At 62.6% G+C, this 26,965-nt stretch carries 24 protein-coding genes; 16 read left to right on the top strand and 8 right to left on the bottom strand.

The genetic code is table 11. From position 1 onward, the window contains the following. Window positions 1–34: 34 nt before the first annotated feature. Entirely contained in the window at window positions 35–772 is a 738-nt protein-coding gene (locus AC3ISR_RS24610; RefSeq protein ID WP_226455790.1) for a DUF2076 domain-containing protein, read from the bottom strand. 181 nt (window positions 773–953) lie between these two features. Here AC3ISR_RS24610 and AC3ISR_RS24615 point away from each other — a divergent pair, with 181 nt between their 5' ends. The 3 genes from AC3ISR_RS24615 (at window position 954) to AC3ISR_RS24625 (ending at window position 4,036) form a co-directional block, all read left to right on the top strand. After that, the gene (locus AC3ISR_RS24615; RefSeq protein ID WP_192299007.1) at window positions 954–1,613 is read left to right on the top strand and encodes a YciC family protein; all 660 of its coding nucleotides are present in this window, start codon (window positions 954–956) and stop codon (window positions 1,611–1,613) included. A 39-nt stretch (window positions 1,614–1,652) separates the two neighbouring features. Beyond that, window positions 1,653–2,738 (top strand): endonuclease/exonuclease/phosphatase family protein, encoded by a 1,086-nt coding sequence (locus AC3ISR_RS24620; RefSeq protein WP_489324499.1) that lies wholly within the window; start codon window positions 1,653–1,655, stop codon window positions 2,736–2,738. A 278-nt stretch (window positions 2,739–3,016) separates the two neighbouring features. Beyond that, window positions 3,017–4,036, top strand: coding sequence for an alpha/beta hydrolase (locus AC3ISR_RS24625; protein WP_226455792.1), 1,020 nt, complete (start codon window positions 3,017–3,019; stop codon window positions 4,034–4,036). Window positions 4,037–4,150: 114 nt separating this feature from the next. Here the strand turns inward: AC3ISR_RS24625 and hrpB are convergent, their stop codons facing one another. After that, window positions 4,151–6,658 (bottom strand): ATP-dependent helicase HrpB, encoded by a 2,508-nt coding sequence (gene hrpB / locus AC3ISR_RS24630; protein WP_192299010.1) that lies wholly within the window; start codon window positions 6,656–6,658, stop codon window positions 4,151–4,153. A gap of 215 nt (window positions 6,659–6,873) precedes the next feature. Between hrpB and AC3ISR_RS24635 the strand changes: the two genes are divergently transcribed. Both AC3ISR_RS24635 and AC3ISR_RS24640 read left to right on the top strand, forming a co-directional pair. Then, window positions 6,874–7,293, top strand: a complete 420-nt coding sequence (locus tag AC3ISR_RS24635; RefSeq protein ID WP_489324500.1) for a polyribonucleotide nucleotidyltransferase — start codon at window positions 6,874–6,876, stop codon at window positions 7,291–7,293. A gap of 14 nt (window positions 7,294–7,307) precedes the next feature. Then, on the top strand, window positions 7,308–8,201 hold the full coding sequence (locus tag AC3ISR_RS24640; RefSeq protein WP_192299012.1) for a cation diffusion facilitator family transporter: 894 nt from the start codon (window positions 7,308–7,310) through the stop codon (window positions 8,199–8,201). Here AC3ISR_RS24640 and AC3ISR_RS24645 read toward each other — a convergent pair. Then, window positions 8,198–9,283: a DUF6515 family protein gene (locus AC3ISR_RS24645; RefSeq protein WP_192299013.1), complete on the bottom strand. Its 1,086-nt coding sequence runs from the start codon at window positions 9,281–9,283 to the stop codon at window positions 8,198–8,200. The two genes, AC3ISR_RS24640 and AC3ISR_RS24645, sit on opposite strands and share 4 nt — an antisense overlap. 415 nt (window positions 9,284–9,698) lie before the next feature. Here AC3ISR_RS24645 and AC3ISR_RS24650 point away from each other — a divergent pair, with 415 nt between their 5' ends. Together AC3ISR_RS24650 and AC3ISR_RS24655 are read left to right on the top strand one after the other, a co-directional pair. Then, entirely contained in the window at window positions 9,699–10,178 is a 480-nt protein-coding gene (locus AC3ISR_RS24650) for an Lrp/AsnC family transcriptional regulator (RefSeq protein ID WP_017735654.1), read from the top strand. A 196-nt stretch (window positions 10,179–10,374) separates the two neighbouring features. Then, the gene (locus AC3ISR_RS24655; protein ID WP_026140189.1) at window positions 10,375–10,584 is read left to right on the top strand and encodes a DUF2788 domain-containing protein; all 210 of its coding nucleotides are present in this window, start codon (window positions 10,375–10,377) and stop codon (window positions 10,582–10,584) included. Here the strand turns inward: AC3ISR_RS24655 and AC3ISR_RS24660 are convergent. The 4 genes from AC3ISR_RS24660 to AC3ISR_RS24675 form a co-directional block, all read right to left on the bottom strand. Further along, on the bottom strand, window positions 10,579–11,214 hold the full coding sequence (locus tag AC3ISR_RS24660) for a pseudouridine synthase (RefSeq protein ID WP_225595493.1): 636 nt from the start codon (window positions 11,212–11,214) through the stop codon (window positions 10,579–10,581). The two genes, AC3ISR_RS24655 and AC3ISR_RS24660, sit on opposite strands and share 6 nt — an antisense overlap. A gap of 70 nt (window positions 11,215–11,284) precedes the next feature. Then, window positions 11,285–12,757 (bottom strand): AMP nucleosidase, encoded by a 1,473-nt coding sequence (gene amn / locus AC3ISR_RS24665; protein WP_192299014.1) that lies wholly within the window; start codon window positions 12,755–12,757, stop codon window positions 11,285–11,287. A 186-nt stretch (window positions 12,758–12,943) separates the two neighbouring features. After that, on the bottom strand, window positions 12,944–14,596 hold the full coding sequence (locus AC3ISR_RS24670; RefSeq protein ID WP_463983894.1) for an acyl-CoA dehydrogenase family protein: 1,653 nt from the start codon (window positions 14,594–14,596) through the stop codon (window positions 12,944–12,946). Window positions 14,597–14,686: 90 nt separating this feature from the next. After that, entirely contained in the window at window positions 14,687–17,056 is a 2,370-nt protein-coding gene (locus AC3ISR_RS24675) for a hybrid sensor histidine kinase/response regulator (protein WP_463983895.1), read from the bottom strand. Window positions 17,057–17,331: 275 nt separating this feature from the next. Here AC3ISR_RS24675 and AC3ISR_RS24680 point away from each other — a divergent pair, with 275 nt between their 5' ends. The 4 genes from AC3ISR_RS24680 (at window position 17,332) to AC3ISR_RS24695 (ending at window position 20,867) form a co-directional block, all read left to right on the top strand. Continuing rightward, window positions 17,332–18,129 carry a hydroxymethylpyrimidine/phosphomethylpyrimidine kinase gene (locus tag AC3ISR_RS24680; RefSeq protein ID WP_192299017.1) on the top strand — a complete coding sequence of 266 codons (798 nt, stop codon included), beginning with the start codon at window positions 17,332–17,334 and terminating at the stop codon, window positions 18,127–18,129. 18 nt (window positions 18,130–18,147) lie between these two features. Then, a complete protein-coding gene (gene thiE / locus AC3ISR_RS24685) occupies window positions 18,148–18,774 on the top strand; it encodes a thiamine phosphate synthase (protein ID WP_192299018.1) in 627 nt (208 codons plus the stop codon). Between the two features lie 29 nt (window positions 18,775–18,803). Beyond that, window positions 18,804–20,087 (top strand): glutamate-1-semialdehyde 2,1-aminomutase, encoded by a 1,284-nt coding sequence (hemL, locus tag AC3ISR_RS24690; RefSeq protein ID WP_192299019.1) that lies wholly within the window; start codon window positions 18,804–18,806, stop codon window positions 20,085–20,087. Window positions 20,088–20,312: 225 nt separating this feature from the next. Next, a complete protein-coding gene (locus AC3ISR_RS24695; RefSeq protein ID WP_192299020.1) occupies window positions 20,313–20,867 on the top strand; it encodes a tetratricopeptide repeat protein in 555 nt (184 codons plus the stop codon). Window positions 20,868–20,995: 128 nt separating this feature from the next. Here the strand turns inward: AC3ISR_RS24695 and AC3ISR_RS24700 are convergent, their stop codons facing one another. Then, window positions 20,996–21,322: a DUF1820 family protein gene (locus AC3ISR_RS24700; protein WP_017735645.1), complete on the bottom strand. Its 327-nt coding sequence runs from the start codon at window positions 21,320–21,322 to the stop codon at window positions 20,996–20,998. Between the two features lie 131 nt (window positions 21,323–21,453). Between AC3ISR_RS24700 and miaB the strand changes: the two genes are divergently transcribed. The 5 genes from miaB to lnt all read left to right on the top strand — a co-directional run bounded on the left by miaB (window position 21,454) and on the right by lnt (window position 26,889). Then, complete coding sequence (gene miaB / locus AC3ISR_RS24705; protein WP_192299021.1) at window positions 21,454–22,782, top strand: tRNA (N6-isopentenyl adenosine(37)-C2)-methylthiotransferase MiaB; 1,329 nt, start codon at window positions 21,454–21,456, stop codon at window positions 22,780–22,782. Between the two features lie 237 nt (window positions 22,783–23,019). Beyond that, window positions 23,020–24,024 carry a PhoH family protein gene (locus AC3ISR_RS24710; protein WP_192299022.1) on the top strand — a complete coding sequence of 335 codons (1,005 nt, stop codon included), beginning with the start codon at window positions 23,020–23,022 and terminating at the stop codon, window positions 24,022–24,024. Next, window positions 24,017–24,475 carry an rRNA maturation RNase YbeY gene (ybeY, locus tag AC3ISR_RS24715; protein ID WP_017735642.1) on the top strand — a complete coding sequence of 153 codons (459 nt, stop codon included), beginning with the start codon at window positions 24,017–24,019 and terminating at the stop codon, window positions 24,473–24,475. Before AC3ISR_RS24710 ends, ybeY begins: the two co-directional genes overlap by 8 nt. Window positions 24,476–24,517: 42 nt before the next feature. Then, window positions 24,518–25,357 carry a CorC family transporter gene (locus AC3ISR_RS24720; protein ID WP_017528925.1) on the top strand — a complete coding sequence of 280 codons (840 nt, stop codon included), beginning with the start codon at window positions 24,518–24,520 and terminating at the stop codon, window positions 25,355–25,357. Window positions 25,358–25,365: 8 nt separating this feature from the next. Next, on the top strand, window positions 25,366–26,889 hold the full coding sequence (lnt, locus tag AC3ISR_RS24725; protein ID WP_463983896.1) for an apolipoprotein N-acyltransferase: 1,524 nt from the start codon (window positions 25,366–25,368) through the stop codon (window positions 26,887–26,889). Window positions 26,890–26,965: the final 76 nt, after the last annotated feature.

A 26,965-nucleotide genomic window follows, 5' to 3' on the forward strand; every position in this document is an offset into this window, starting at 1 on the left:
CCCGGCGCGACAAAGCGCACCGGGCTTGGGAGCATCAGACGAAGGAATCGTCGTCGCCGAAGGAGGAGGAATCGTCGGAATAATCGCTGTCGGCAAAGCTGTCCGAGTTGTTGCTGCCCCAGTTGTCGTTGCCGGCAAACTTCTGGTCGTCATTGCCCCAGCCACCTTGATCGCTGGCCGGTGCCGGTTGCTCGATGATTTCTTCCACCACCTGCGGCTGCTGGTTGTGATGGAACAGGCTGCTGATGCCTTCCGCCAGCAACACACCGCCGGCCACGCCAGCGGCGGTTTTCATCGCACCGCCGAGGAAGCCGCTGCCAATCGGGGCGGCGGCAGCGGGAGGCTGTTGATAACTTTGTTGCGGCGCAGGCGCCTGGTTGAACGACGGCCGCGCCGGTTCACGCCAACCACCCGTAGACGCCGGAGCGCTCTGGGCCGGTTGCTGCTCACGGGAACCGCCACCGCCAAAGATGCTCGACAGAAAACCACCGCTGCTCGGCGCTGGCTGGGCCGATTGGGATTTGGCTTGTTGCAACTCTTCCTGCAACTGCTGGATCTGTTGCGCCTGTTGCTTGTTCTGCGCGTCGAGGCTCTTGAGCGCGTGTTCCTGCACCAGGATCGACTGGGTCATGTAGTACCCGGCCGCCGGTTGGCGCGTCATATGCTCCTTGATCCGCGCTTCGGCCAGGGCGTCGCGGGGGGCTGAGTCCGTTTCGGCTTGTTGCAACCGTGAAAACAGTCCATCGATCAGGGTTTGCTCTTCGCTGTTCATGGCGACCTCGTTAGATTGCCGGTAGAAATCGTGGTCCCGCCTGGAGTCAGGCTGAGGTACATGCTAGTTATGGGGATGTTACGAGTTGTTTCAATGGTCTTTACTCAAGGTTTACGTTTGCTTACGTCCGGTCACGATCGGTTAAAGTGTTGCCCTTGCTTTCAGGCCTGCGATGAACTTGATGAATCCGTTAGATGTATTGCGCGACTCCCTCCGCTTCACTCAACGCAACCTGGGCGCCATCGTCCAGCTGTGCCTGCCGTTGGTGATTCTCGAAGCCTTGCTGCAACAAGTGCTCAACCACGTGGTGGGCCCCGATGCCTTCCCCGGTTTCAGCGTGGTGGTGGGGTTGTTGGTGTACCCGCTGTACACCGGCGCGTTGATCCTGTTTCTCGACGCCCGCACCCGGGGCGAGTCGCCGCGCACCAAGGATGTGTGGGCCATGGCCCTGACCCTGTGGCCACGTTTCGCGCTGCTGACGGCCATCAGCACCTTGCTGATCCTGCTCGGGTTGTCGTTGTACTTCCTGCCGGGCCTGTGGCTGATGGTGGTGCTGGCCTTTGCCGAATACCTGCTGGTGCTGCGCGGCATGACGGCGCTGGAAGCGATCAAGGAGAGTTTTCGCCTGACCCGCGGGCACTTCTGGCGCATCCTCGTGTGCCTGCTGTGCGTGATGACGCCGCTGTGGCTGCTCAAGGGCGCCAGTGTCGCGGCCTATCCAGAGCCCGCGCCGTTGCTGGGGCTGGTGATGGACAGCGCCCACAGCTTCCTGCAACTGTTCACCAGCGTGGTGCTGTTCCGTTTATTCATGCTGATCGGTGGCGATGCCGACGCGCGGTGATATGCTCCTGGCACCTCTGAAACGCCATAAGCCGAGCCGATGACCCGTTTATTGCGCATCACCTTACTGGGCCTGCTGATTCTCGCAGGCTTGCTCACCGCCCTGATCTACAGCCTGACCTGGCGCCCCGCCGACAAGGAAATCCTGCCTGTCAGCTGCGTGGCGCCGCGTGCGCCGACCCTGTTGCCGGGGCAGGCGCTCAAGGTCATGACCTGGAACGTGCAATACCTGGCCGGCAAGAACTACGTGTTCTGGTACGACACCGCCGACGGCAGCGGCCCCGATGAGCGCCCGACCGTCGAAGACATGGCCTTCAGCCTGGACGAAGTGGCGCGGGTGATCCGCGACGAGCAGCCCGACCTGCTGCTGTTGCAGGAACTCGACGAAAACGCCAAGCCTTCCCACTACCAGGACCAACTGGCCCTGTTGCAAGAGCGTCTGGTCGACCTCTACCCGTGCAGCGCCCAGGCCTTCGACTGGAAAGCCGATTTTGTCCCGGACCTGCACATCTTCGGCAGCGTCGGCCGCAAGCTGGCGACCCTGAGCCGCTACCAGATCGAACACGCCGAGCGCCTGCAATTACCCGCGCCCGAGGCGAATATCTTCAGCCGCCAGTTCCAACCCAAACCGGCCCTGCTGCTGACCTACCTGCCCCTGAGCGACGGCGGCCAACTGGCGGTGCTCAATACCCGCCTGGACGGCGATGCACCTGGGCGCAGTGCGGTGCAAGAGCAGGTCCAGGCCACGGTCAAACTGCTGGATAAATTCGAAGGCCGTGGCACGCCCTGGCTGATTGGCGGGGATTTCAACCTGCTGCCCCTGGGCCAATTCCTACGCCTGGACGCCAGCAAACGCGGGCAGTATTCGCCGGACAGTGAGCTGCACCTGCTGTGGGACAAATACCCGATGATCCCAAGCAACAGCCAATCCAGCGGCATCGACCGTGAGAAATGGCTAACGCACTTCCCCAACGACCCCAGCCTCGACGGCCCGGATCGCACCCTCGACTACCTGTTCTACAGCCCGCGCCTCAAGCGTGTAGAAGCCCGGGTGCGCCAGGACGACACCCTGCGCATCTCCAACCACCTGCCCGTGATTGCCCGCTTCCTGCTCCCCGCCTTGTAGTGAGCGGGCTCGCCCCGCGCCGGGTGGCGCAGCCGCCCCAATCCCATGCACCTCGGTCTCCCTGAAACACCGCGGCGGACCATTTAGTCGGCTGCGCCACCCAGCGCGGGGCGAGCCCGCTCACTACATTGTCCTTTTTAAGGGGACAATAAATCTCGAATCAGCCTAATTGTCTCTCACTCGACTAGGCCGTAAATTTCCTCCCAAGCCAGCACGCAGACAGCCAGAGGCGCTGAAGCGGCCTTCCAATTCCAATACTTCAAGTGAGCCCAAACGACATGAACACCCTCAACAAAGCCCTGACCGCCACCCTCCTCGCCCTGTCCATCGGCAGCGCTTTTGCCGCCGAAACCGCGGTGCCCGAGCACCAGACCCAGGCGTTCCTCAACGCCCTCGCCGCCGGCGGCGGTCGCCCGTTGGAGCAACTGAGCCCCAAGGATGCACGGGCCGTGCTGACGGGTGCACAGAACTCGGTGAAGGTCGACATGTCGGGCATTCAGGTCAGCGACAAGACCATCCAGGCCGACGGCCAGCGCATCAAGCTGACCATCGTGCGCCCTGCCAACGTCAAGGGTGAGTTGCCGGTGTTCATGTACTTCCACGGCGGCGGCTGGGTGCTGGGCGACTACCCGACCCACGCCCGCCTGATTCGTGACCTGGTGGTGGGCTCCGGCGCCGTCGCGGTGTATGTGGACTACACGCCGTCGCCGGAAGCGCACTACCCGACCGCGATCAACCAGGCCTACGCCGCGACCCGCTGGGTCGCCGAGCACGGCAAAGAGATCAACGTCGATGGCACGCGCCTGGCGGTGGCCGGCAACAGCGTCGGCGGCAACATGGCGGCGGTGGTGGCGCTCAAGGCCAAGGAACAGCACTCGCCGACACTGCGCTTCCAGCTGCTGCTGTGGCCAGTGACCGACGCCAGCTTCGACACAGCGTCATACCAGCAGTACGCCGAAGGCCACTTCCTCACCAAGAACATGATGAATTGGTTCTGGGACAGCTACACCACCGACGCCAAGCAACGCGCCGAGATCTACGCTTCGCCGTTGCGCGCCACCCCGGCACAGCTGACGGGCCTGCCACCGGCGCTGATCCAAACCGCCGGGCTGGACGTGTTGCGCGATGAAGGCGAGGCCTACGCCCGCAAGCTGGACGCGGCGGGTGTGGATGTGACGGCGGTGCGCTACAACGGGATGATCCATGACTACGGCTTGCTCAACCCACTGAGCACTGTCCCGCAAGTCAAAGCCGCGATGCGTCAAGCCGCAGGTGAACTGAAAGCCCACCTCAACTGATCCAAACACCGTCCTGTAGTGAGCGGGCTTGCCCCGCGCTGGGTGGCGAAGCCGCCCCACGATTTTGGGAGCGCTGCGCACTCCAGCGCGGGGCAAGCCCGCTCACTACAGGTTTTATTTGCGCGGTTTGATGCGGGCGGTGGCTTCGGCTACCAACGGGTCATCCGGCCAGTAGTGTTTCGGATAGCGGCCCTTCAGATCCTTCTTCACTTCGGCGTAGGTACTGCGCCAGAAGTTCGCCAGATCTTGCGTCACCTGCACCGGCCGTCGCGCCGGGGACAGCAGGTGCAGCTTGACCACCTGACGCCCGCCGGCGATGCGCGGCGTATCCGCCAGACCAAACAGTTCCTGCAAGCGCACCGCCAGAATCGGCGGCTGCTCGCTGTAGTCCAGACGCACCGACGAGCCCGACGGCACTTTCACATGCTGCGGTGCCAATTCGTCCAGGCGCTGGGGCAGCGGCCAGGGCAGCAGGTTGTGCAGGAAGCTGGAAATATCCAGGTTGGCGAAGTGGCTCAAGCGCGACACCTTGCCCAGGTACGGCATCAGCCAGTGTTCCAGGCTGGCGAGCAAGGCGCTGTCGCTGATGTCTGGCCATTCGCTGGGTTTGCCGGCGTCGAGGTGGCGCAGCAGCATGACGCGGGCTTGCCATTGGCGCAGCTCGGGGGTCCACGGCAGCAACTCAAGGCCTTTGCGTCGCACCAGGTTGACCAGCGCCTGGCTGCGCGCGGATTCGTCGAGGCCGGTGAGCGGCTCGCGGCTCAGCACCAGTTCGCCGACTTTGCGCTGGCGCTCGGCGCGCAGCACGCCTTCGCGTTCATCCCAGTCGAGTTGGTCGACATTGCGCACTTGCTCGGCGAGCACCGTGTCGAACAGCGTCGGATCAAAATCCGCCGCGAGGTAGATACGTTCTTCGCGCTGGCCCTGGCGGCTGCCGAGGTCAGCGATCACCAGCCAGGCCTGTTTCATCAGGCTGTCAGCCTCGGCAAACAACGCGGCGCGGCCGTTGGCCAGGCGGTATTCGGCGCCACCGGGGCGACGTTGCTGGGCGACGCGGTCCGGGTAGGCCAGCGCCAGCAAGGCGCCGAGCCAGCGCGGGTGGTCGGGGTCGGCCACTGCCTGCGTGGCCTGGCCCCTCAGGTAGCCACGGTATTGGCGCGCCAGTTGCCTGGCCCGTTGCACGCCGCCCTGGCCGCCGCGTGCGCGTTCTTCACCGGACAGCAGCGCCAGGCGGCTGTGCAGATCCGCGCCGCCACCGCGCAAAATGTCGCGCTCGCCCAACAGCGCGGCGACATCACACGCGGTCGCCGCCAGCCCCAGGTCCTGGCCGCGCAGTAGCAAATGGGCGATGCGCGGGTGGGCCGGCAGCTCGGCCATTTTCTGGCCGTGGGCGGTGAGCGTGTCGTCATTCAAGGCGCCGAGACGTTCGAGCAAATCCTGGGCCTGGGCGTACGCAGCGGTGGGCGGCACATCCAGCCAGACCAGTTGCGTAGGCGTGACACCCCAACGCGCCAGTTGCAAGGCGAGGCCGGCGAGGTCGGCGGCGAGGATTTCTGCACTGCCGTAGGCGGCGAGGCCCTCGTGCTGGTCTTCGGACCACAAGCGGTAACACACCCCCGGTTCCAGGCGCCCCGCCCGACCGGCGCGCTGGGTGGCACTGGCGCGGGAAATGCGCTGGGTGTCGAGACGGGTCATGCCGCTGCCCGGGTCGAAACGTGGCACCCGCGCCAGCCCGGCGTCGATCACCACGCGCACGCCGTTGATGGTCAGGCTGGTCTCGGCGATGTTGGTGGCCAGTACCACTTTGCGTTTGCCGGCGGGCGCCGGGTCGATGGCCGCGCGCTGCGCGTTGAGGTCGAGTTCGCCGTGCAGCGGGCATAACAGCACATCGCTGCGTTCAGCGAGGGCGTCAGCCAGTTGCTGGTTGACCCGCCGAATCTCCGCCTGACCGGGCAGGAACACCAGCACACTGCCGCTTTCATCGTGCAGCGCGTCAAGGATCGTCTGCACCACGCGCGGCTCGATGAACTCCCCGGCCTGATACGGCCGGCCCCAGCGCATCTGTACCGGGAACATGCGCCCTTCGCTGCGCAGGATCGGCGCGTTGTCCAACAGCACAGACAAGCGTTCGCCTTCAAGGGTGGCGGACATCAGCAGGATTTTCAGCGGCTGCTCATCGCGAAACAGTTCGCGACCGTTGAGGCTCAGGGCCAGGGCGAGGTCGGCGTCGAGGCTGCGCTCGTGGAACTCGTCGAAGATCAGCAGGCCCACGCCGTCGAGCGCCGGGTCGTCCTGCAGGCGGCGCGTGAGGATGCCTTCGGTGACCACTTCGATACGGGTGTTGGGGCCGACCTTGCTGTCGAGGCGGATGCGATAGCCGACCGTCTCGCCGACTTTTTCGCCCAACTCGCTGGCCAGCCGCTCGGCTGCCGCGCGGGCGGCGAGGCGGCGTGGTTCGAGCATCAGGATGGTTTGCCCGGCCAGCCACGGTTCGTTCAACAGGGCCAAGGGCACACGGGTGGTTTTACCGGCGCCGGGCGGTGCTTCCAGCACGGCTTCATGGCGATTCGCCAAGGCGTCACGCAGGGCGGGTAAAACATCATCGATGGGCAACGAATTCATACTGGCTCCAAAGCAGAGCGGCGAGTATAACGGCGAACTGCCGAGTACCGGTGATGGTCACAGAAACGGTTAAATGTGGGAGCGGACTTGCTCGCAAATGCGGTCTGTCAGTTGATGGATATGCGACTGATACTCCGCATTCGCGAGCACGCCCGCTCCCACACTGGATCTTCGTCGCTTATAGTCCCGTATCAATCGTATTCAGGAGATTCCCCATGCGTATCGCTTCCCGTGTCATCGGCGGTGTCCTCGCCGTCACCCTGCTGAGCCAATTGACGGCCTGCGGTTCGATCTTCTACCCGGACCGCCGTGGCCAGATCGACGGCAAGATCGACCCGGCGATTGCCGTACTCGATGCCGTGGGCCTGTTGTTCTATGTGATCCCCGGCCTGATCGCCTTCGGTGTGGACTTCGCCACCGGCGCGATCTACTTCGAACCGGGCAAGACCGCCCAGGCGGCCCCCGAGAAGCTGCACGAAGCCATCGGCGCCGACGGCAAGGTCGACAACGCCAAGCTGCAATCCATCATCCAGAAAGAAACCGGCCGCAACCTGCCGCTGGACGACCCGCGCCTGATCCAGTTCAAGGGTAGCGTGCAGCAACTCGCCTCCCTCGGCCTAAAACCCGCCGCCTGAGGTTCGATCCGCCTATGACCAGCAGTCCCGAACACGCCAGGCTTCTGCGCCTGGCTACCCGCGCCTCGGTGGGCGTGGCGTGTGCGTTGATTATCACCAAGGCCATCGCCTGGTGGCTCAGCGGCTCGGTGAGCATGCTCGCCGGGTTGACCGATTCGTTGCTGGACGGGGTGACCTCACTGCTGAACCTGCTCGCGGTGCATTACGCCCTGCGCCCGGCCGATGACGATCACCGTTACGGCCATGGCAAGGCCGAATCACTGGCAGGCATGGCCCAGGCGCTGTTTATCGGCGGCAGTGCGGTGTTGATTGCGCTGCAGGCGTACGAACGCTTGCAGCACCCGGAACCGGTCGGTGCGCCGTGGTTGAGCATTGGGGTGATCATCTTTTCCCTGCTGCTGACCGTGGCCTTGCTGATGCTGCAACACCGGGTCGTGCGCGAAACCGGCTCCAACGCGGTGCGCGCCGACTCGCTGCACTATCGCTCGGACTTGTTGCTCAATGGCAGCATCCTGGTGGCCCTGGGGCTCGCGGCGTTTGGCTACCACCAGGTGGATGCCTGGTTTGGCTTGGGCATCGCTGTTTATATCCTGTGGAGCGCCATCCATATCGCCCGGGAAAGTTTTGCGGTGTTGATGGATGAAGAGCTGCCGCCGGACGTCAGCCAGCACATGCTGGAGCTGGCCCGTGGCGTGCCGGGGGTGTTGGGCGCGCATGACTTGCGCACGCGCATTTCGGGCAACCACTGGTTTGTGCAGTTGCACCTGGAGTTGCCGGGGGAGTTGACCTTGTCCGTGGCCCACGCCATCAGCGACAGGGCCGCCGATGCCATTCACGACGCCTACCCGCGTGCCGAAGTGCTGGTGCACGCCGACCCGCGGGAAGTGGTCACCGGCACCAAGGCCTAGTACTGCACCTGATAGCCGCGACTGCTCAGGCAGTTGCCCTGGGCCTGGCGGTAGGTTTGCACCACCGCCGGGTCGGGGGCATAGGTGACTTGCTGTGGATCAAAGCCGCTTTGCTGCACGGCCCAGCGGTAACAGTCATAGCCGTCCTGCTGCACCTGGGCCGGTGACTGGCCGTTGGCGGGATACGCCACCACGTCATACCCGTTGCCCTGGGGCGCCGGCTGGGCGACCGGGACTTCGGTCGGCGGTTGCACCACCACATACTGCTGGGTGCTGCTTTCATAGGTGTAGTAGGCACCGGCCGCGAGGAAGAACAACGCGCTGCCCACCCACACTTCCCGCGCATAGTCCGGCAGATATTGCACGCGGATGCCGTAAGGCGGCGTCACCACCACGTAGCGCGGGCCTTGCGGGCGATACCAGTAACCCCCGGAGAAGAAATAGTCCTGGCCACGGTAAGGCACGCGGTAGTGGCGGTCGGGAAAGCGGTCGATGACATACCCCGGGCGATGCTGCGGGCCTGGGCCCCAGCCATTGCCGTGGCCATCGGGACGGCCGGGCCAATGGTTATCGCCAGGCCGGTTATTGTTGTAACCACCGCCGTTGTAACCCGGACGCGACCCGGGGCCGCCGGCCTCCCAGTGTGGGTTGCCGTCGTTGCGGCGAGGGATGTCGCGGTAATTGCCCTGACGCGGTTCCTGGGTCTGGCGCACGGTATCGGGGCGGCTCTGGATCGGCAGGTTGTTCGACGGCTGTGGCTGCGGCTGTTGCACCGGCCGGCTCGGTTCATTGCCCGGCTGACGACCTTGCCAGTGGTCGTTCTGGCCACTGTGCTGTTCAAAATGCGGATTCTGTTGGCGCGGCTGATTGTTCTCTGGCCGTGGCTGGTTATTCTCCGGCCGTGGCGCATTGTTCTGCGGGCGTGGCGGTTCATTGCCCGGCTGTCGGCCGCCACCCTGGCCGCGCTCATGCTGGCCACCGCCTTCAGGGCGCGGTGTGTTATCACGCTCGTCGGCCATCACGTTGGCGCCCACGGCGACCATCAGCAAACCTACACCTGTCAAACGCCAGATGCGCTTCATGCTATTCCTCACTGCGGATTGGGGCCTGTCCATGAGACTGGAAAAGCGCGGCCCGGTTCTGAGACAGGTTATCAGTCACGAGAACTATTTTCGTGGGCAAAAGAAAAGGGGTGACCCGTCGGCCACCCCTTGAGAATTTCGTCCGTGCTCAACGCTTTTGACGTTGGCTCACCTCACGCCGTCTTGTGGACAGTGTGCAGCCTGGAGGCCAACTCAACCCTGCTGGGGTGGCGGCCGCAGCGGGCCTGATTGGGCGAGCTGCTTTGGACTGTTGTCCAGGCGGTGATTCTGTTGATAAAGATACCTGCTAGCGCCCGGCAGATGATTGCGAAGATTGCGTCAATAAACAGTGCTTGCGCAATTTTTAACCCTTCATGGATAATTCACCGCAATAGTTACGACAAAGGCCAACCCAATGAGCAAGCTTGACCGATACGACCTGAGTATTTTGGCGGAATTGCAGCGCGACGCGAGGATCTCCAACCAGGAGTTGGCCGAACGCATCGGCTTGTCGCCTTCGCCGTGCTCGCGCCGGGTCAAGCAGTTGGAAGACGACGGCTACATCGCCCGCCAGGTCGCCCTGCTCGACCGCAAGATGCTTGGCCTTAGCCTTACGGCCTACGTTCTGATCGGCATGGACCGACACACACCGGAGCGTTTCGAGAACTTCGAGGCGGCGATCCGCACCCTGCCCCAGGTGCTGGAATGCAGCTTGGTCACCGGGATGGATGCCGACTATCAGTTGAAGGTGGTGGTGCCGGACATGGATCACTATCAGAAACTGCTGCTGGGGCATCTCACCCGCATCGACGGCGTGACCAGCGTGCGTTCCAGCTTTGTGCTGAACCAAGTGCTCAATAGCACTGAGTTGCCGCTGACTCACCTGAGAACCTGAGATCACCACTAAACAAATGTGGGAGCTGGCTTGCCTGCGATGCAGGCAACTTGGTGTGTCAGCAAAACCGAGGTGATGCTATCGCAGGCAAGCCAGCTCCCACATTTTGACCGTGCTCGACGCAGATCAATGTAGTGCCTGCGCCCCTGCCTTATACTCCGCGCCTGCCTTTGTCGGAAATGCCCCCATGAACAACATCGACCCCGCCCTGTTTGAAGAATGGATGATGACCGGCCTGGTCACGATCCTGATCATTTTCATGGGTTTTATCGTCTGGGACCTGGCGAAGAAATCCAAGGCCGGACGCTTTGGCTCGTTCATCCTGTTTTTCGTACTGGGCCTGGGCGTGGCCGCGTTCGTCATCAAGAGCGTGGTGATAGGCCTGATCGAGTCCGGCGCCCTATAGGCGCGCCGGCACTGCCTTCCATTGGCCTTGATCCAGGCCGTCGATCGACCAATCGCCAATTCGTACACGCACCAGACGCAACGTGGGCAAGCCCACCGCTGCGGTCATACGTCGAACCTGACGATTTCTCCCTTCACGAATCACCAATTCCAGCCACGTCGTGGGCACGCTTTTGCGAAAGCGTACCGGCGGGTTGCGCGGCCATAATTCGGGCTCGTCCAACTGCCGGGCTTGGGCAGGCAAGGTCATGCCGTCATTGAGTTCCACGCCGTCGCGCAAGCGTTGCAGTTGCTCGGTGGTCGGCTCGCCTTCCACTTGCACCCAATAGGTTTTCGCCAGTTTGTGCTTGGGGTCGGCAATGCGCGCCTGCAACTGGCCGTCATTGGTCAGCAGCAGCAAACCTTCACTGTCACGGTCGAGGCGACCCGCCGGGTAAATGCCAGGGATGTCGATAAAATCCTTGAGGGTCGCGCGCCCGCCTTCGTCGCTGAACTGGGTCAGCACGTCGAAGGGTTTATTGAACAGGATCAGCTTCGGCTCGGCCGGTGGCGCCTTGGCGACACGCCGTGCGGCGCAATACGGGGGTTTCACGCCTGGGCGACGCGAATCGGGACGGGTGGGACGGGACATGGCAAGGAACATCTAACGGTCAGGACCGACAATGCTAGTGGCCTGACCGTTAAATGACCATCCCAACCGCTTAGCGGAACGGCGGCTCGTCAAAGCTGCGCAGTTTGCGCGAGTGCAGTGAGTTGAGTTCGGTGCGCAGCAAATCCACCGCGGCGATGCCGATCTTCAAGTGCTGGCTGACTGCACGCTCATAAAACGCGTTGGCCGAACCCGGCAGCTTGATTTCGCTGTGTAGCGGTTTGTCCGATACGCACAGCAGGGTGCCGTACGGAACCCGCAAGCGATAACCCTGGGCGGCAATGGTGCCGCTTTCCATGTCCACGGCAACGGCGCGGGACAGGTTGATCAGCGGCCGTTCCTGGGCCCAGCGCAGTTCCCAGTTGCGGTCGTCGTAGGTCAGTACGGTGCCGGTGCGCAGGCGTTTTTTCAGCTCTTCGCCTTTTTCGCCAGTGACATTGGCCGCCGCTTGTTGCAGCGCCATTTGCACCTCGGCCAGGGCCGGGATCGGAATGTTCGGCGGCACCACACGATCGAGAATCCCGTCGCGGCGCATATAGGCGTGGGCCAATACGTAGTCGCCGATGGTCTGGGATTGGCGCAGGCCGCCGCAGTGGCCGATCATTAGCCAGCAATGCGGACGCAGCACGGCAAGGTGGTCGGTGATGTTCTTGGCGTTGGACGGGCCGACGCCGATGTTCACCAGGGTCACCCCGTGGCCGTCGCTGGCCTGCAGGTGATAGGCCGGCATCTGATAGCGGTGCCAGACCACGCCTGCGGCAATCGCCGACGCTTCGCCATGGTCCATGGCCTTGTCGATCACCACGTTGCCCGGCAGTACCATGCGGATAAAACGCGGGTCGCTGCGCAATTGTTCCAGGCCATGCAGGATGAACTGGTCAACGTAGCGGTGGTAGTTGGTCAGCAGGATCCACGGCTGCACATGGCGCCAGTCGCTGCCGGTGTAGTGCACCAGCCGGCGCAGGGAGAAGTCCACGCGGGCCGCATCGAACAGTGCCAACGGCAGCGGGTCGGTGTTTTCCCAGTCGTAGAGGCCATCGGCGATGCCATCGGTGGCGGCCGACAGGTCGGTGCTCGGGAACACGCGGGCCAGGGTCGCGGCAGTCACGCCGGAGCCGGCCAATTCGTCGCCCTGCTCCACCACGTACGGGTACGGGATGTTCTGCTCGCTGACGCCCACTTCCACCGTCACGGTGAAGTCGTGCATCAGCGGCACCAGTTGCTCCAGCAGGTACTTACGGAACGCGGCGGGATGGGTCACGGTGACGCTGTAGGTTCCAGGCAACTGGACCTTGGCGTACGCCCGGGTCGTCTGTGGGACTTCGCCGTGGCAGTGGTAGGTCAGGCGCAGTTCCGGGTAGCGAAACAGCGCGCGTTGTTCGGCGTCGGGTTCGACGCGGTCCTTGAGGTATTGCTTGAGGGCTCTGTTGAGTGCGCCGGTAGCACGCTCATGCAGGGCCGCCAGCCGGTCCACGGCTTCTTCGGCGGATTGAACGACAACAAAAGCTTCGGTCACGGTAAGCATCCTGTGTTCTGACGTGCAGGCCTTTATCTTGCCTGTATCCCAGCCCTACTGAAACAGCGCAATTGGAATGTGATTAATAATGTGGGAGCGGGCTTGCTCGCGAATGCAGTGGATCAGCTACTGAATAGGTGACTGATACACCGCATTCGCGAGCAAGCCCGCTCCCACAATTTTGACCGAGTGCTGTCAGAGAGGTTGGGGCGTGGACCTCGCGACGATGGTTGCCACATCCACCCCACGCGGCAAGGTGCCATACACCCGCCCGGACGACTCACCCAACCGGCTGGCAATAAACCCGTCACTGACCGCCGCATTCCCCGCCTCCAGCAACAACTTGGCCTGCAACGCCACGGCGATGTCCTCGGTCAGTTGCCGCGCACGGTACTGAATGTCCTGGGTGTCCATGAACGCCGCTTTCAATTGTTCAACATGCCGCGCCAGCAATTTATCGCCATGCCCATCCCCCAGTTCTACGAACAGCGCCTCCAGCACTCCCGGCTCCTTCGACAACGCACGCAACACGTCCAGGCACTGCACGTTGCCGGAACCTTCCCACGTTGAATTCACCGGCGCCTCACGGTACAGACGCGGCAGGATACTGTCCTCGACATACCCGGCACCGCCCATGCATTCGGCTGCTTCGTTGATCATCGCCGGCGCACGCTTGCAGATCCAATACTTGCCCACCGCCGTCACCAGCCGGGCGAACTTGGCTTCCCGCGCATCATCCAGATGATCCAGCGCGCCGCCCATGCGCATGCTCAACGCCAGCGCGGCTTCGCTTTCCAGGGCCAGGTCGGCGAGCACGTTTTGCATCAGCGGTTGCTCGCTGAGCAGGCGGCCACCCACCGTACGATGGGCGCAATGATGGCTGGCCTGGGTCAGCGCCTGGCGCATCAGCGCGCTGGAACCGACCATGCAATCGAAACGGGTCATGGCGACCATTTCGATGATGGTCGGTACGCCACGACCTTCTTCGCCGACCATCCAGGCCAGGGCGCCGCGAAACTCCACTTCGCTGGAGGCGTTGGAGCAGTTGCCAAGTTTGTTCTTCAGGCGTTGGATGTAAAACTCGTTGCGCGTGTCATCCGGACGGTGCCGGGGCAGTAGGAAACAGGTAAGCCCCTTGTCGGTCTGGGCCAAGGTCAGGAACCCATCGCACATCGGCGCGGAGCAGAACCACTTATGACCCACCAGTTCATACGCCTGGCCAGGACCACCGGCGCCCAACGGGTAGGCGCGGGTGGTGTTGGCGCGCACATCGGTGCCCCCCTGTTTCTCGGTCATGGCCATGCCGATGGTGGCACCGCCTTTGTGGGCGATACCGACGTTGCGCGGGTCGTATTCGGTGTTGAGGATTTTCGGTAACCAGATGTCAGCCAAGTCCGGCTGCAAGCGCAGGGCCGGGACACAGGCGAAGGTCATGGTCAGCGGGCAACCGGTGCCCGCTTCGGCCTGGCTATGCAGGTAGGTCAAGCCAGCGCGGGCCACATGGGCGCCGGGCTGCGGGTGTGCCCACGGCAGCGACGGCAGGCCATGCTCGACGGCGGTGCGCATCAGTTCGTGGTACGCCGGATGAAACGCCACAGTGTCGATGCGATGGCCATAACGGTCATGGCTGCTGAACTCCGGCTTGTGCTGATTCGCCAGGAAACCGGCCGCCATCAGTGGTCCACCGGCCAGCGCGCCGTAGGCATCCAGGCGCGTCTCTGCCCAGCCGGCGCCGAAACGGCGCGACCAGTCTTGCAGGGGCAGGTCGATGCGATACAGGTTGGTGCCGTCCAGGGAGGGCGGCTGGTTGGTGACGTCGTGGGTTTCGGCGAATTGATGCAGGTTCATGACGGGCCTCCTGGAAAAAAGGCCACGGTCATCAGCGGCCTGAATTTCAGTTAAGCACCGGCTCTGCGCTTAAAAAAGTGGCATAGGCGCCTAATGTCCGGCGCTTTCGCCCTCGACCTGGCACAGCACACGACGCTCCAGCACCGCTTGCAACGCGTCGAAACGCACCGGCTTGCCCAGCTGGTCGGTGATGCCGATGCCATGGCAACGCTCGCGGTCCGACACATTCAACGACGTGCTCAGCGCAATCACCGGCAATTCACCGCAACCGGGCAGTGCACGAATCTGACAGCACAACGAGAAACCGCCTTCAGGCACATCCAACAATACCGCATCGAAGCTGTCCGCCTGCAAGGCCGCCAATGCCGCCGCGCCGGTGTCCACGGTTTTGACCCGGTAGCCGAGCTTGAGCAGCATGCCACGCACCGCCAGTTGGCCGACGCTGTTGTCGTCCACCAGCAGTACCGTGCAGTCCTGCGGGCAGCGCTGGCGGTCGGGCGCTTTTTTCGGTTCGGACGGCACCGGGCTGACCTCCACCTCCAACTGGAAGCGGCTACCCTTGCGCGGCTCGGAATGATGGGTCAGGCGTCCGCCCAGCAACTCAGTCAACTGTCGGCAGATCGCCAGGCCAATGCCCAGGCCGCCGTACTCACGGGTGGTCGAACCGTCGAGCTGGAAGAAGCGCTGGTACAGCGTGGCCTCGTCAAGAAAGGCAAAACCGATGCCGGTGTCGGTGACGATAAAGCTCAAGCGCAACGCGCCGCTGCTATCCGGCACGCCGACCACGCGCAGACGCACGGCGCCCTGGTGGGTGAACTTGAAGGCGTTGTCCAGCAGGCAACCCAGGCACTGGGTCAGTTTGTCGGCATCGCCGAGCACTCGGTCCGGCAGTTCATCGGCCACATCAATCGAAAACTCCAGGCCCTTGCCCTGGGCGCTGGCGTTGAATTGCTGACGCAGGGTGTCGAGTACACCGCGCAGGCTGAACACCTGCGGCTGGGCGCTCAGGCGCCCGGCTTGCAGTTCGGTGAGGGTGAGGATGCCGTTGACCATGCGCATCATGTCCCGCGCAGAACCGGCGGCGGTTTGCTGGTAATGCGCGAGGTCGTCGCCCAGGGGCACGGTCTGCATCAGTTCGAGGGAGCCGATCACCCCATTCATGGGGGTGCGCAATTCGTGGGTCAGGGTGGCGAGGAACTCGTCCTTGAGCCGGTTGCTGCGGGCCAGTTGCTGGTTGAGCACTTCGAGTTTCTGGCTGGCATCGAACAGGATCTGCGCTTGCTGCTCACGCATGCCGTTGATGCGATCCGCCAAGGCCAGGGACAGCAGCGCCACTTCGATGGCCGAGCCGATCTGGCTGGCGTACATGGTCAGGAAGATGTTGGGCAGGTAACCCAGCACCATCATCGTGTTGACCACCCCGCCGAGCAGGAACGCCGACCAGGCGATGATGAAATAGCGCGCCATGCGTTGGCCACACAGCCAGGCCTTGATCGCGGCAATAAAGATGGTCACGGTGAACACCAGCGCCAAGCCGGTGGCCAGGCGCAGGGCCACGGCGTAGCTGGTCAGCAGGGCCAGCGCCATCACCAGCGCGCCACAGGCGGCCAGCGCCAGCAAGATCCGGTCAAGCCAGCGACTGTGCTGGGCGGTGTGCAGGAAGCTGCGCGCAAACAAGCTGCCGAACAGCGCGGCCGACCCGATCAGAAACGGCACCGCGGCATTCGTCCACCACGGGCTGTCCGGCCAGAAGTACTCCACGGCCACGCCATTGACCGACAACTGGTACAGGCCGAACGAGGCGATATAGAGGATGTAATAGAGGTAGCTGGTGTCGCGCACGCTCAGGTAGATGAACAGGTTGTAGATCAGCATCCCCAGCAGCACGCCGTAGATCGCGCCGAGGACATAGAGGCGCAGCGGTTGTTCTTCCAGGTAGGCGGTGCCGGCCCAGAGGGTCAGGGGGGCCTGGATCGAACCTTCACTTTGCAGGCGCAGGTAGAGGGTTTCCTGCTGGTCGGGCACGAAGTTGAGCTTGAACAGGTAGTTGCTCTGGCGCACTTCACGGCTGGAAAACGGCAGCGCACTGCCGGTGCGGGTGCTCAGGCGGTAGGCGCCGGTGCTGTCGCGCTGGTACAGGTCCAGGTGGTTGAGCGGCGGGTAGGCCAACTCCAGAAACCACGTACGCGGCGCGCGCGGGTCCTTGGCTTGATAATGCAGGTCGACCTTGAGCCAGAACACCGAGCGCGAGTAACCGGCATTCAGGGTGGCTTTGTCATGGGGCTTGAACTGTGCGGCGTAGGCGGGGGAGCTGACCTCGGCGATAGTGAGGGCATCGGTGGGGTCTTCAAGGACTTGCATCACTCGGCCCAGGGGCAGGCTTCGCGTGTCCTGGTTGAACTCGATGGCGTTGGCGAACAGCGGCAGCCCGCACAACAGTAGAATGAAAAAATAGCGCATAGAGCCCCAGCGTGGCCTGTCCGGTTAGTCAAAAGCCCCCCATTCCTTTTGAGAAGACGTATACCGGCGATACTGTTAGTAATTTGGATCCACTCTAGCATAGCCGCTAAAGGCCATTGGACACCATGTAATTAATTTTTACGGAGGCTCTAGCACGGGCCTTTCGGCGCGTTTTATCCGGCAAGGCCAGCGCCAGAAAAGCGTCATTAGCGCAGCAAAATTCAGCCATCGCCAGACAGCCACGCAAAAAGCGTTTGGTGGTAAGCTCGCGCACCATGAATATCTACAGCTCTCGCCCCGTTGTCCTCTGTCTCTCCGGCCATGACCCCAGTGGTGGCGCCGGCCTGCAGGCAGATATCGAAGCCCTGCTCGCCCAGGGTTGCCATGCGGCTCCGGCCGTCACCGCCTTGACCGTGCAGAACACGGTCAATGTCAGCGATTTCCGCGTACTCGACCGCGAGTGGGTGTTGGCCCAGGCCAATGCCGTGCTTGGCGATTCCGAAGTCGCGGCGGTCAAGCTGGGCATGCTCGGCTCCACCGCGATGGTCGACACCGTGGTCGAGCTGCTCCAGGCGCACCCGCACCTGCCAGTGGTGTGCGACCCGGTGCTGCGCGCCGGTGGCGGCGGCAGCCTGGGCAAGGACGAGGTCGGTTATGCGATGCGCGAGCGTTTGTTCCCGCTGTCGCTGATCGCCACGCCGAACCTGCCTGAAGCCCGCATCCTCGCCGAGTTGCCCGAAGGTACGGCGGATGAATGCGCCGCGAAGCTATTGCCGTTTATCAAGCACCTGCTGATCACCGGCGGCCATGGCGATGAGCATGAAGTACACAACCGCCTATATAGCCGTGATGGCACGCAGCAGACCTTTACCTGCCAGCGTCTGCCGGGCAGTTATCACGGTTCGGGCTGTACGCTTGCGAGTGCACTGAGTGGGCGGATTGCCCAGGGCGAAGGTTTGGTCAGCGCCGTGCAATCGGCCCTCAACTACACTTGGCGCACCCTGCGTGACGCCGAACAACTCGGCCAGGGCCAGTTCGTACCGCGCCGATTGCCGCTGGATTTCTGCTCGTAAGACCAAGGAACCTGCCCGATGAAACTACGTGGCCTTTATGCCATTACCGACAGCCAACTGTTGGCCGGCAAATTCCTCGCCTACGTCGAAGCGGCGTTGGACGGTGGCGTGACCCTGCTGCAGTACCGCGACAAAAGCAGCGACGAAGCCCGCCGCCTGCGTGAAGCGGAAAAGCTGCGCGAACTGTGCTCGCGCTACAAGACCCAGTTGATCATCAACGACGACGCCGAACTGGCCGCGCGCCTGGGCGTCGGCGTGCACCTGGGCCAGACCGACGGCCCGCTGACTCCGGCCCGTGCGCTGCTCGGTTCCAAGGCGATCATCGGCGCCACCTGCCACGGCCAGATCGAACTGGCCGAGCAGGCCGCCAAAGAAGGCGCGAGTTATGTCGCCTTCGGCCGCTTCTTCAATTCCAACACCAAGCCCGGCGCCCCGGCGGCCACCGTTGAAATGCTGGCCCAGGCCCGCGCGCGGTTGCAGGTGCCGATCTGCGTGATCGGCGGCATTACCCTGGAGAACGCCGAACCGCTGGTGGCCCACGGTGCCGACCTGCTGGCGGTGGTCCACGGCCTGTTCGGTGCCGACAGCACCCAGGAAGTGACACGCCGCGCCCGCGCCTTCAACACCCTTCTGCGCCTTAAATAGAAAGCAATTCTGACTTCAGAGAGCCCATCATGTCCCGTTCCGAAACGCTGTTTGCCAATGCCCAGAAGCACATCCCCGGCGGTGTGAACTCCCCCGTGCGTGCGTTCAAGAGCGTGGGCGGCACGCCGTTGTTCTTCAAGCATGCCGAAGGCGCCTACGTCACCGACGAAGATGACAAGCGCTATGTGGACTACGTCGGTTCCTGGGGGCCGATGATCCTCGGCCACAGCCACCCGGACGTGCTCGACGCAGTGCGCCAGCAACTGCAACACGGCCTGTCCTACGGCGCGCCGACGGCGATGGAAACCGAGATGGCCGACCTGGTCTGCTCGATCGTGCCGTCGATGGAAATGGTGCGTATGGTCAGCTCCGGCACCGAAGCGACCATGAGCGCAATCCGCCTGGCCCGTGGTTTCACCGGCCGCGACAGCATCATCAAGTTCGAAGGCTGCTACCACGGCCACTCCGACAGCCTGCTGGTCAAGGCCGGTTCCGGCCTGCTGACCCAAGGCGTGCCAAGCTCGGCCGGCGTGCCGGCGGCGTTCGCCAAACACACCCTGACCCTGCCGTTCAACGACATCGCTGCGGTCGAGCAGATGCTCAGTGAAGTGGGCCAGGACGTGGCGTGCATCATCGTTGAGCCGGTCGCCGGCAACATGAACTGCGTACCGCCGGCGCCGGGCTTCCTCGAAGGCCTGCGCGAGCAGTGCGACAAGCACGGCGTCGTGCTGATCTTCGACGAAGTGATGACCGGCTTCCGCGTGGCCCTCGGCGGCGCACAGGCGTACTACGGCGTCACACCAGACCTGAGCACCTTCGGCAAGATCATTGGTGGCGGCATGCCTGTCGGCTGCTTCGGTGGCAAGCGCGAAATCATGCAGCACATCGCACCGCTGGGTCCGGTGTACCAGGCGGGCACGTTGTCCGGTAACCCGCTGGCGATGGCGGCCGGCCTGACCACCTTGCGCCTGATCAGCCGCCCGGGCTTCCACGCCGAGCTGACCGACTACACCACCCGCCTGCTCGACGGCCTGCAACAACGCGCCGACGCTGCCGGTATCCCGTTCGTTACCACACAGGCAGGCGGCATGTTCGGCCTGTACTTCAGCGGTGCCGACGACATCGTCACCTTTGACGATGTGATGGGCAGCGACGCCGGCCTGTTCAAGCGCTTCTTCCACCTGATGCTGGAAGGCGGCGTATACCTGGCGCCGAGTGCATTCGAAGCCGGCTTCACTTCGATCGCCCATGGCGAAGCCGAGCTGAAACTGACCCTGGATGCCGCCGAGCGTGCCTTCGCTGCCTTGAAATAAGCCGATGCATCGCCTGACGCCGCCCCCGGTGGCGTCAGATTTGCTACTTTGCTTACAGACATTTCCTTGTTTTTTCGAGAAATCACCTGCAATCCGGCAGATAACTTGCCCAACCAGCAGAAAAACGAGTAAAGACTTTGTAAGCAGAGGCCTGCTTATTTCATAATGCGCGCTTATTGGATCCCGCGAGGGTCCGCGTGCCCCGTCAGAGGTAAGTCGATTCCCATGAAACGCACCGGCCGCACCCTGGTTCTGGGCTGCCTGTTGCTCCTTCAGCCGCTGCTGGCACATGCACAAGCAGGCGGCAACTCGTTGTTAATCCCAGCGATGGGTCGTTGCACCCTCAATACCCAGCCAGACAGCCAGGCCGAAGCCCTGAGCGCGTGTCAGAAACAGGCCGACGGCGGGGATGCGCAGGCGCAATACGAGTTGGGCGAGTATTACCATGACAGCAAGAACCCCGCCCGCGACCTCAACAAAGCCTTGAGCTACTTCGAGAAAGCCTCGTTGCAGGGCCATGCCGAAGCCCAATTCAAGCTGGGCACCATGTTCTTCCACGGCGAAGGCGTACCGGCCAACAACGTCCAGGCGTATATCGTGCTGAAGATGGCCGCGGTCAACGGTGCCGAAGATGCGCTGGACACGGCCGACGAAGTGGCCGAGCACATGCAGCGTGATGAATTGGAAGTGGCGACCCAGGTGCTGGGGCAGATCTTCCGCAATTATCTGCAGGAATTGCAGAGTGCAGACGGGCGTTCGCCTTTCTCACCCCTCCCCTGAATCTTCAGTGCTTTTGAAGGCCTCTTCGCGAGCAAGCCCGCTCCCACATTTAATTGCATTCCAAATTTGGAACTCGGTCGAATGTGGGAGCGGGCTTGCTCGCGAAGGGAGCGACGCGGTCTAACGCCCTACTTCTCAGGCATCGGCATCGGAAACGGCATCACATTGCCCATCCCCCGCGCCTCACTGATCTTCGGCGTACCCAAACGCTCGACTTCATCGATGCGCACAATCGAATGCATCGGCACAAAGCTGCGCACCACACCTTCGAATTGCGCCTTGAGCTTCTCTTCGCCCGGATCGACGACCAACTGGGTGCGCTCGCCAAAGACGAACTCTTCCACCTCCAGGAATCCCCACAGATCGCTCTGATAGATCTGCTTGGCGTACATTTCGAACACCTGGCCCTGATTGAGGAAAATCACCTTATAGATTGGAGCTTCACGTTTGGTCATGGTGGGCGAACAACACATCGGGGATATAAAAGAGGGCGCGAACTATAGCATGGCACCCGATGCACAACGCTAGGAACCAATGGGCATGCCCCCTATAATGCGCGGTTCTTTACCACCAGTTGACGATTCCCATGGCCAAGAAGCTTTACATCGAAACCCACGGTTGCCAGATGAACGAGTACGACAGCTCGCGCATGGTCGATCTGCTGGGCGAACACCAGGCCCTGGAAGTCACCGCCCGCGCCGAAGATGCCGACGTGATCCTGCTCAATACCTGCTCGATCCGTGAGCGGGCCCAGGACCGCGTGTACTCCCAGCTGGGCCGCTGGCGCGAATTGAAACTGGCCAACCCGGACATGGTGATCGCCGTCGGCGGTTGCGTGGCCAGCCAGGAAGGCGCGGCGATTCGCGATCGCGCGCCCTATGTCGATGTGGTCTTCGGCCCGCAAACCCTGCACCGCCTGCCGGAAATGATCGACGCCGCGCGCTTCACCAAGCTGCCGCAGGTGGACGTGTCGTTCCCTGAAATCGAAAAATTCGACCACTTGCCCGAGCCGCGTATCGACGGGCCGAGCGCCTATGTGTCGGTGATGGAAGGTTGCAGCAAGTACTGCACCTTCTGCGTGGTGCCTTACACCCGTGGTGAAGAAGTCAGCCGGCCGTTTGACGATGTGCTGTCGGAAATCATCCACCTCGCCGAAAACGGCGTGCGTGAAGTGACCCTGCTCGGCCAGAACGTCAACGGCTATCGCGGCCTGACCGACGACGGCCGCCTGGCGGACCTGGCGGAGTTGATCCGCGTGGTCGCCGCCGTGGACGGTATCGAGCGCATTCGCTACACCACCTCGCACCCGCTGGAGTTTTCCGACAGCCTGATCCAGGCCCACGCCGAAGTGCCGGAGCTGGTCAAACACCTGCATTTGCCGGTGCAATCGGGCTCGGACCGCATTCTCGCGGCGATGAAACGCAACCACACCGCGCTGGAGTACAAATCCAAACTGCGCAAATTGCGTGCGGCGGTGCCGGGTATCTGCATCAGTTCGGACTTTATCGTCGGCTTCCCCGGCGAGACCGAGAAAGACTTCCAGCAGACCATGAAGCTGATCGAAGACGTCGGTTTCGACTTTTCCTACTCGTTCGTCTACAGCCAGCGCCCCGGCACACCGGCGGCCGACTTGCTGGACGAGACCCCGGAAGCGCTGAAAAAAGAACGCTTGAATGCATTGCAGCACCGCTTGAACCAGCAAGGGTTCGAGATCAGCCGACAAATGGTCGGGTCGGTCCAGCGCATCCTGGTTACCGACTACTCCAAGAAAGACCCGGGCGAGCTGCAAGGCCGCACCGAGAACAACCGGATCGTCAACTTCCGCTGCGACAACCCGACCTTGATCGGCCAGTTCGCCGATGTGCACATCGACGCGGCGCAACCGCACTCGCTGCGGGGCTCGTTGATCAACTGATCGCAAAAACCTGAAGACCAATGAAGCTCAAATGTGGGAGCTGGCTTGCCTGCGATAGCGATGCAACAGCCAACCTCTATTTTGGATGTGCCGGCCTCATCGCAGGCAAGCCAGCTCCCACAAAGGTTCTTCATTGTTCTGGAGAGTGGGGTCAGTCCATTTAAGTGCTTTCGCACACAGGCAGCTGGCGTTATTCTCTCTTTCAACTCAACAGCCAAAGGGCGGCTAAAAGCGACCTTGAACGCACCCATAGCAGAACCCCATCGTTTTATCCTCGAGCCGTTTGAGGCTCGTCGTTTCGCCAATCTGTGCGGACAGTTCGACGAGCACCTGCGCCTGATCGAACAACGCCTGAGCATCGAGATCCGCAACCGCGGCAATCAATTCGAACTCATTGGTGAAACCCAGCACACCACGTCTGCGGAAAACCTGCTGCGCCGCCTCTACCGCGAAACCAAAGGTAGCGAGCTGTCGCCGGAAACCGTGCACCTGTACCTGCAGGAATCGGCCGTGCAAGACCTGGCCAACAACCCTGTGGCCGAAGCCAGCGTGGCCCTGCGTACCAAAAAAGGCATGATTCGCCCGCGCGGCTTGAATCAGCAGAAGTACGTCAAGGAAATCCTCGGCAACGACATCAACTTCGGCATCGGCCCCGCCGGTACGGGCAAGACCTACCTCGCCGTGGCGTGTGCGGTCGACGCCCTGGAGCGCGAGCAAGTGCGCCGCATCCTGCTGGTACGCCCGGCGGTCGAAGCCGGCGAGAAGCTCGGTTTCCTGCCTGGCGACCTCGCACAAAAGATCGACCCGTACCTGCGCCCGCTCTACGACGCGCTGTACGAGATGCTTGGCTTTGAATACGTGGCCAAGCTGATCGAACGCCAAGTCATCGAGATCGCACCGCTCGCGTACATGCGCGGTCGCACCCTGAACAACAGCTTCATCATCCTCGACGAAAGCCAGAACACCACCGTCGAGCAGATGAAGATGTTCCTGACCCGGATCGGTTTCGGCTCCACCGCCGTGATCACTGGCGACATCACCCAGGTCGACCTGCCGAAAGGCACCAAGTCGGGCCTGAGCCAGGTGATCGAGGTGCTCAAGGACGTGCCGGGCATCAGTTTCACCCACTTCATGCCCAAGGACGTGGTCCGCCACCCGTTGGTACAGCGCATTGTCGAAGCCTACGAGCGTTTCGAACACCGTGACGATGGCTTGTCCAGGGATGTTCGCCGCGATGCTTGAGCTAGACCTGCAGCTGGCCACCGAAGCGCCCGCCCCCAGCGAAGAGCAGTTCCGTCAATGGTGTGCCCTGGCCCTGCGCCAGCGCACCGCTGACTCGGAACTGACCATCCGCCTGGTGGACGAGCCCGAAGGCCGCGAACTGAACCACACCTGGCGCCAGAAGGACTACGCGACCAACGTGCTGTCCTTCCCCGCCGACGTACCCGACGAGTTGCTGGACATCCCCCTGCTGGGCGACCTGGTGATCTGCGTCGAAGTCGTCGAGCGCGAGGCCAAGGAACAAGGCAAGGCCCTTGAAGCCCACTGGGCTCATCTGGTCATCCACGGCTGCTTGCATCTCTTGGGTTACGACCATATAGACGATGACGAAGCCGAGGAAATGGAAACACTGGAACAAACGTTGCTTGCTGAATTGGGTCACCCTGACCCCTACGCAGACGACGAAAACTGATCGACACCTAACTGAAACAACAAAGGATTTAGAGTAATCGCTATGAGCGAAGACCGATCGAGCAACGGGCAGAAGTCATGGCTGGGTAAACTGACCCAGGCTTTTGCCCACGAGCCGAAAAACCGCCAGGAGCTGCTGGAGCTGCTGCGCGAGGCCCACCAGAACAAGTTGCTGGACAGCGAAGCGCTGGCCATCGTCGAAGGCGCCATCCAGGTGGCTGACCTGCAAGTACGCGACATCATGGTGCCGCGCTCGCAGATGATCAGCATCAAGGCGACCCAGACCCCACGGGAATTCCTCCCGGCCGTGATCGACTCGGCGCACTCGCGCTACCCGGTGATCGGTGAAAGCCATGACGACGTCATGGGCGTCCTGCTGGCCAAGGACCTGCTGCCGCTGATCCTCAAGGAGAACGGCGACAGCTTCAACATCAAGGACCTGCTGCGCCCGGCCACCTTCGTGCCGGAATCCAAGCGCCTGAACGTGTTGCTGCGTGAGTTCCGCGCCAACCACAACCACATGGCCATCGTGATCGACGAATACGGTGGCGTGGCGGGCCTGGTGACCATCGAAGACGTGCTGGAACAGATCGTCGGCGACATCGAAGACGAACACGACGTCGAAGAAGACAGCTACATCAAGCCGCTGCCCAGCGGTGATTTCCTGATCAAGGCGCTGACACCGATCGAAAACTTCAACGAGTTCTTCGACAGCGAATTCTCCGACGATGAGTTCGACACCGTTGGCGGCCTGGTGATGAATGCGTTTGGCCACCTGCCAAAACGCAACGAAACCACCGAGATCGGCGCGTACCGCTTCCGCATCCTTAATGCGGACAGTCGTCGTATCCACTTGATCCGCTTGACCCCTATTGCCCGCTAAGGACTGACATGCGCCGTCTCACCGCACCCGGCTGGCCCGGTAACCTGCTGGCCGTGGTGGCCGGCGCCATCACTACCCTGGCGCTGGCGCCGTTCGACCTGTGGCCGTTTGCGCTGATCGCCGTCGGATTGTTCTATATCGGCCTGCGGGAACTGAGCCCACGCCAGGCCTTGGGCCGTGGCTGGTGTTTCGGTTTCGGCCTGTTTGGTGCCGGCACCAGCTGGATCTACTACAGCATCCACCATTTCGGCGGCGCCTCGGTGCTGCTGGCTGGCTTCCTGATGCTGCTGTTTACCGCCGCCATCGCCCTGTTCTTCGCCCTGCCCGCCTGGCTGTGGGCCCGCTGGCTGCGCCGCAATGAAGCACCGCTGGCCGATGCCCTGACCTTTGCTGCATTGTGGGTCGGCCAGGAAGCGTTTCGTGGCTGGTTCCTCACCGGTTTCCCGTGGTTGTACTCCGGCTACAGTCAACTCGACGGCCCGCTGACCGGCCTCGCGCCGTTGGGCGGGATGTGGCTGATCTCCTTCGCCCTGGCGCTGACTGCCGCCGTGCTGTGCAACTTGCCGCGCCTGTTGGCGAGCAAGCGCAACGCCTTTATCGGCGCGGGCCTGGTCTTGCTGGTTGCGCCGTGGGCCATCGGCCTGGCCCTCAAGCATCACGCCTGGACCTCGCCGTCCGGCGCACCGTTGAGCGTCGCCGCGATCCAGGGCAACGTCGCACAGAGCATGAAATGGGACCCGGAACAGCTCAACGCACAGCTGGCGCTGTACCGCGACATGAGCTTCGCCTCCAAGCGCGTCGACTTGCTGATCTGGCCGGAAACCGCAGTGCCAGTGCTCAAGGAGTCGGTTGAAGGCTATCTGGGGATGATGGACAAGTTTGCCGCGGACCGGCATACCGCGCTGATCACTGGCGTGCCGATCCGCCAGGAAGTGCATCACCAGAAGCGCTACTTCAACGGCATCACCGTGGTGGGCGAAGGTGATGGCACCTACCTGAAACAAAAACTCGTGCCGTTCGGCGAATACGTGCCGCTGCAAGACATGCTGCGCGGACTGATCGCTTTCTTCGACTTGCCGATGTCGGACTTCGCCCGTGGCCCGGCCGACCAGGCAATGTTGCAGGCCAAGGGTTATCAGATCGCACCGTTCATTTGCTACGAAGTGGTGTACCCGGAGTTTGCCGCCGGCCTCTCGGCACAGAGCGATTTGCTCCTGACGATCAGCAATGACACGTGGTTCGGCACGTCCATCGGCCCCTTGCAACACCTGCAAATGGCGCAGATGCGTGCGCTGGAAGCCGGCCGCTGGATGATCCGCGCCACCAACAACGGCGTGACCGGCCTGATCAACCCCTACGGGCAGATCACCGAGCAGATCCCACAGTTCGAGCGCGGTATTCTTTATGGTGAAGTGGTGCCGATGCACAACCTCACGCCGTACCTGCAATGGCGGTCGTGGCCGTTGATCATTGTGTGTGTACTGCTGTTTGGCTGGGCGCTGCTGGCCGCAAGAATGGCCAAGACGGTCTAAACGACAACACAAAACCCATATGGGAACGGGCTTGTGTGGGAGCGGCGGTGCGACTTGCTCGCGAAGGCGGCGTGTC

The sequence above is a fragment of the Pseudomonas sp. GL_117 genome, assembly GCF_057835125.1.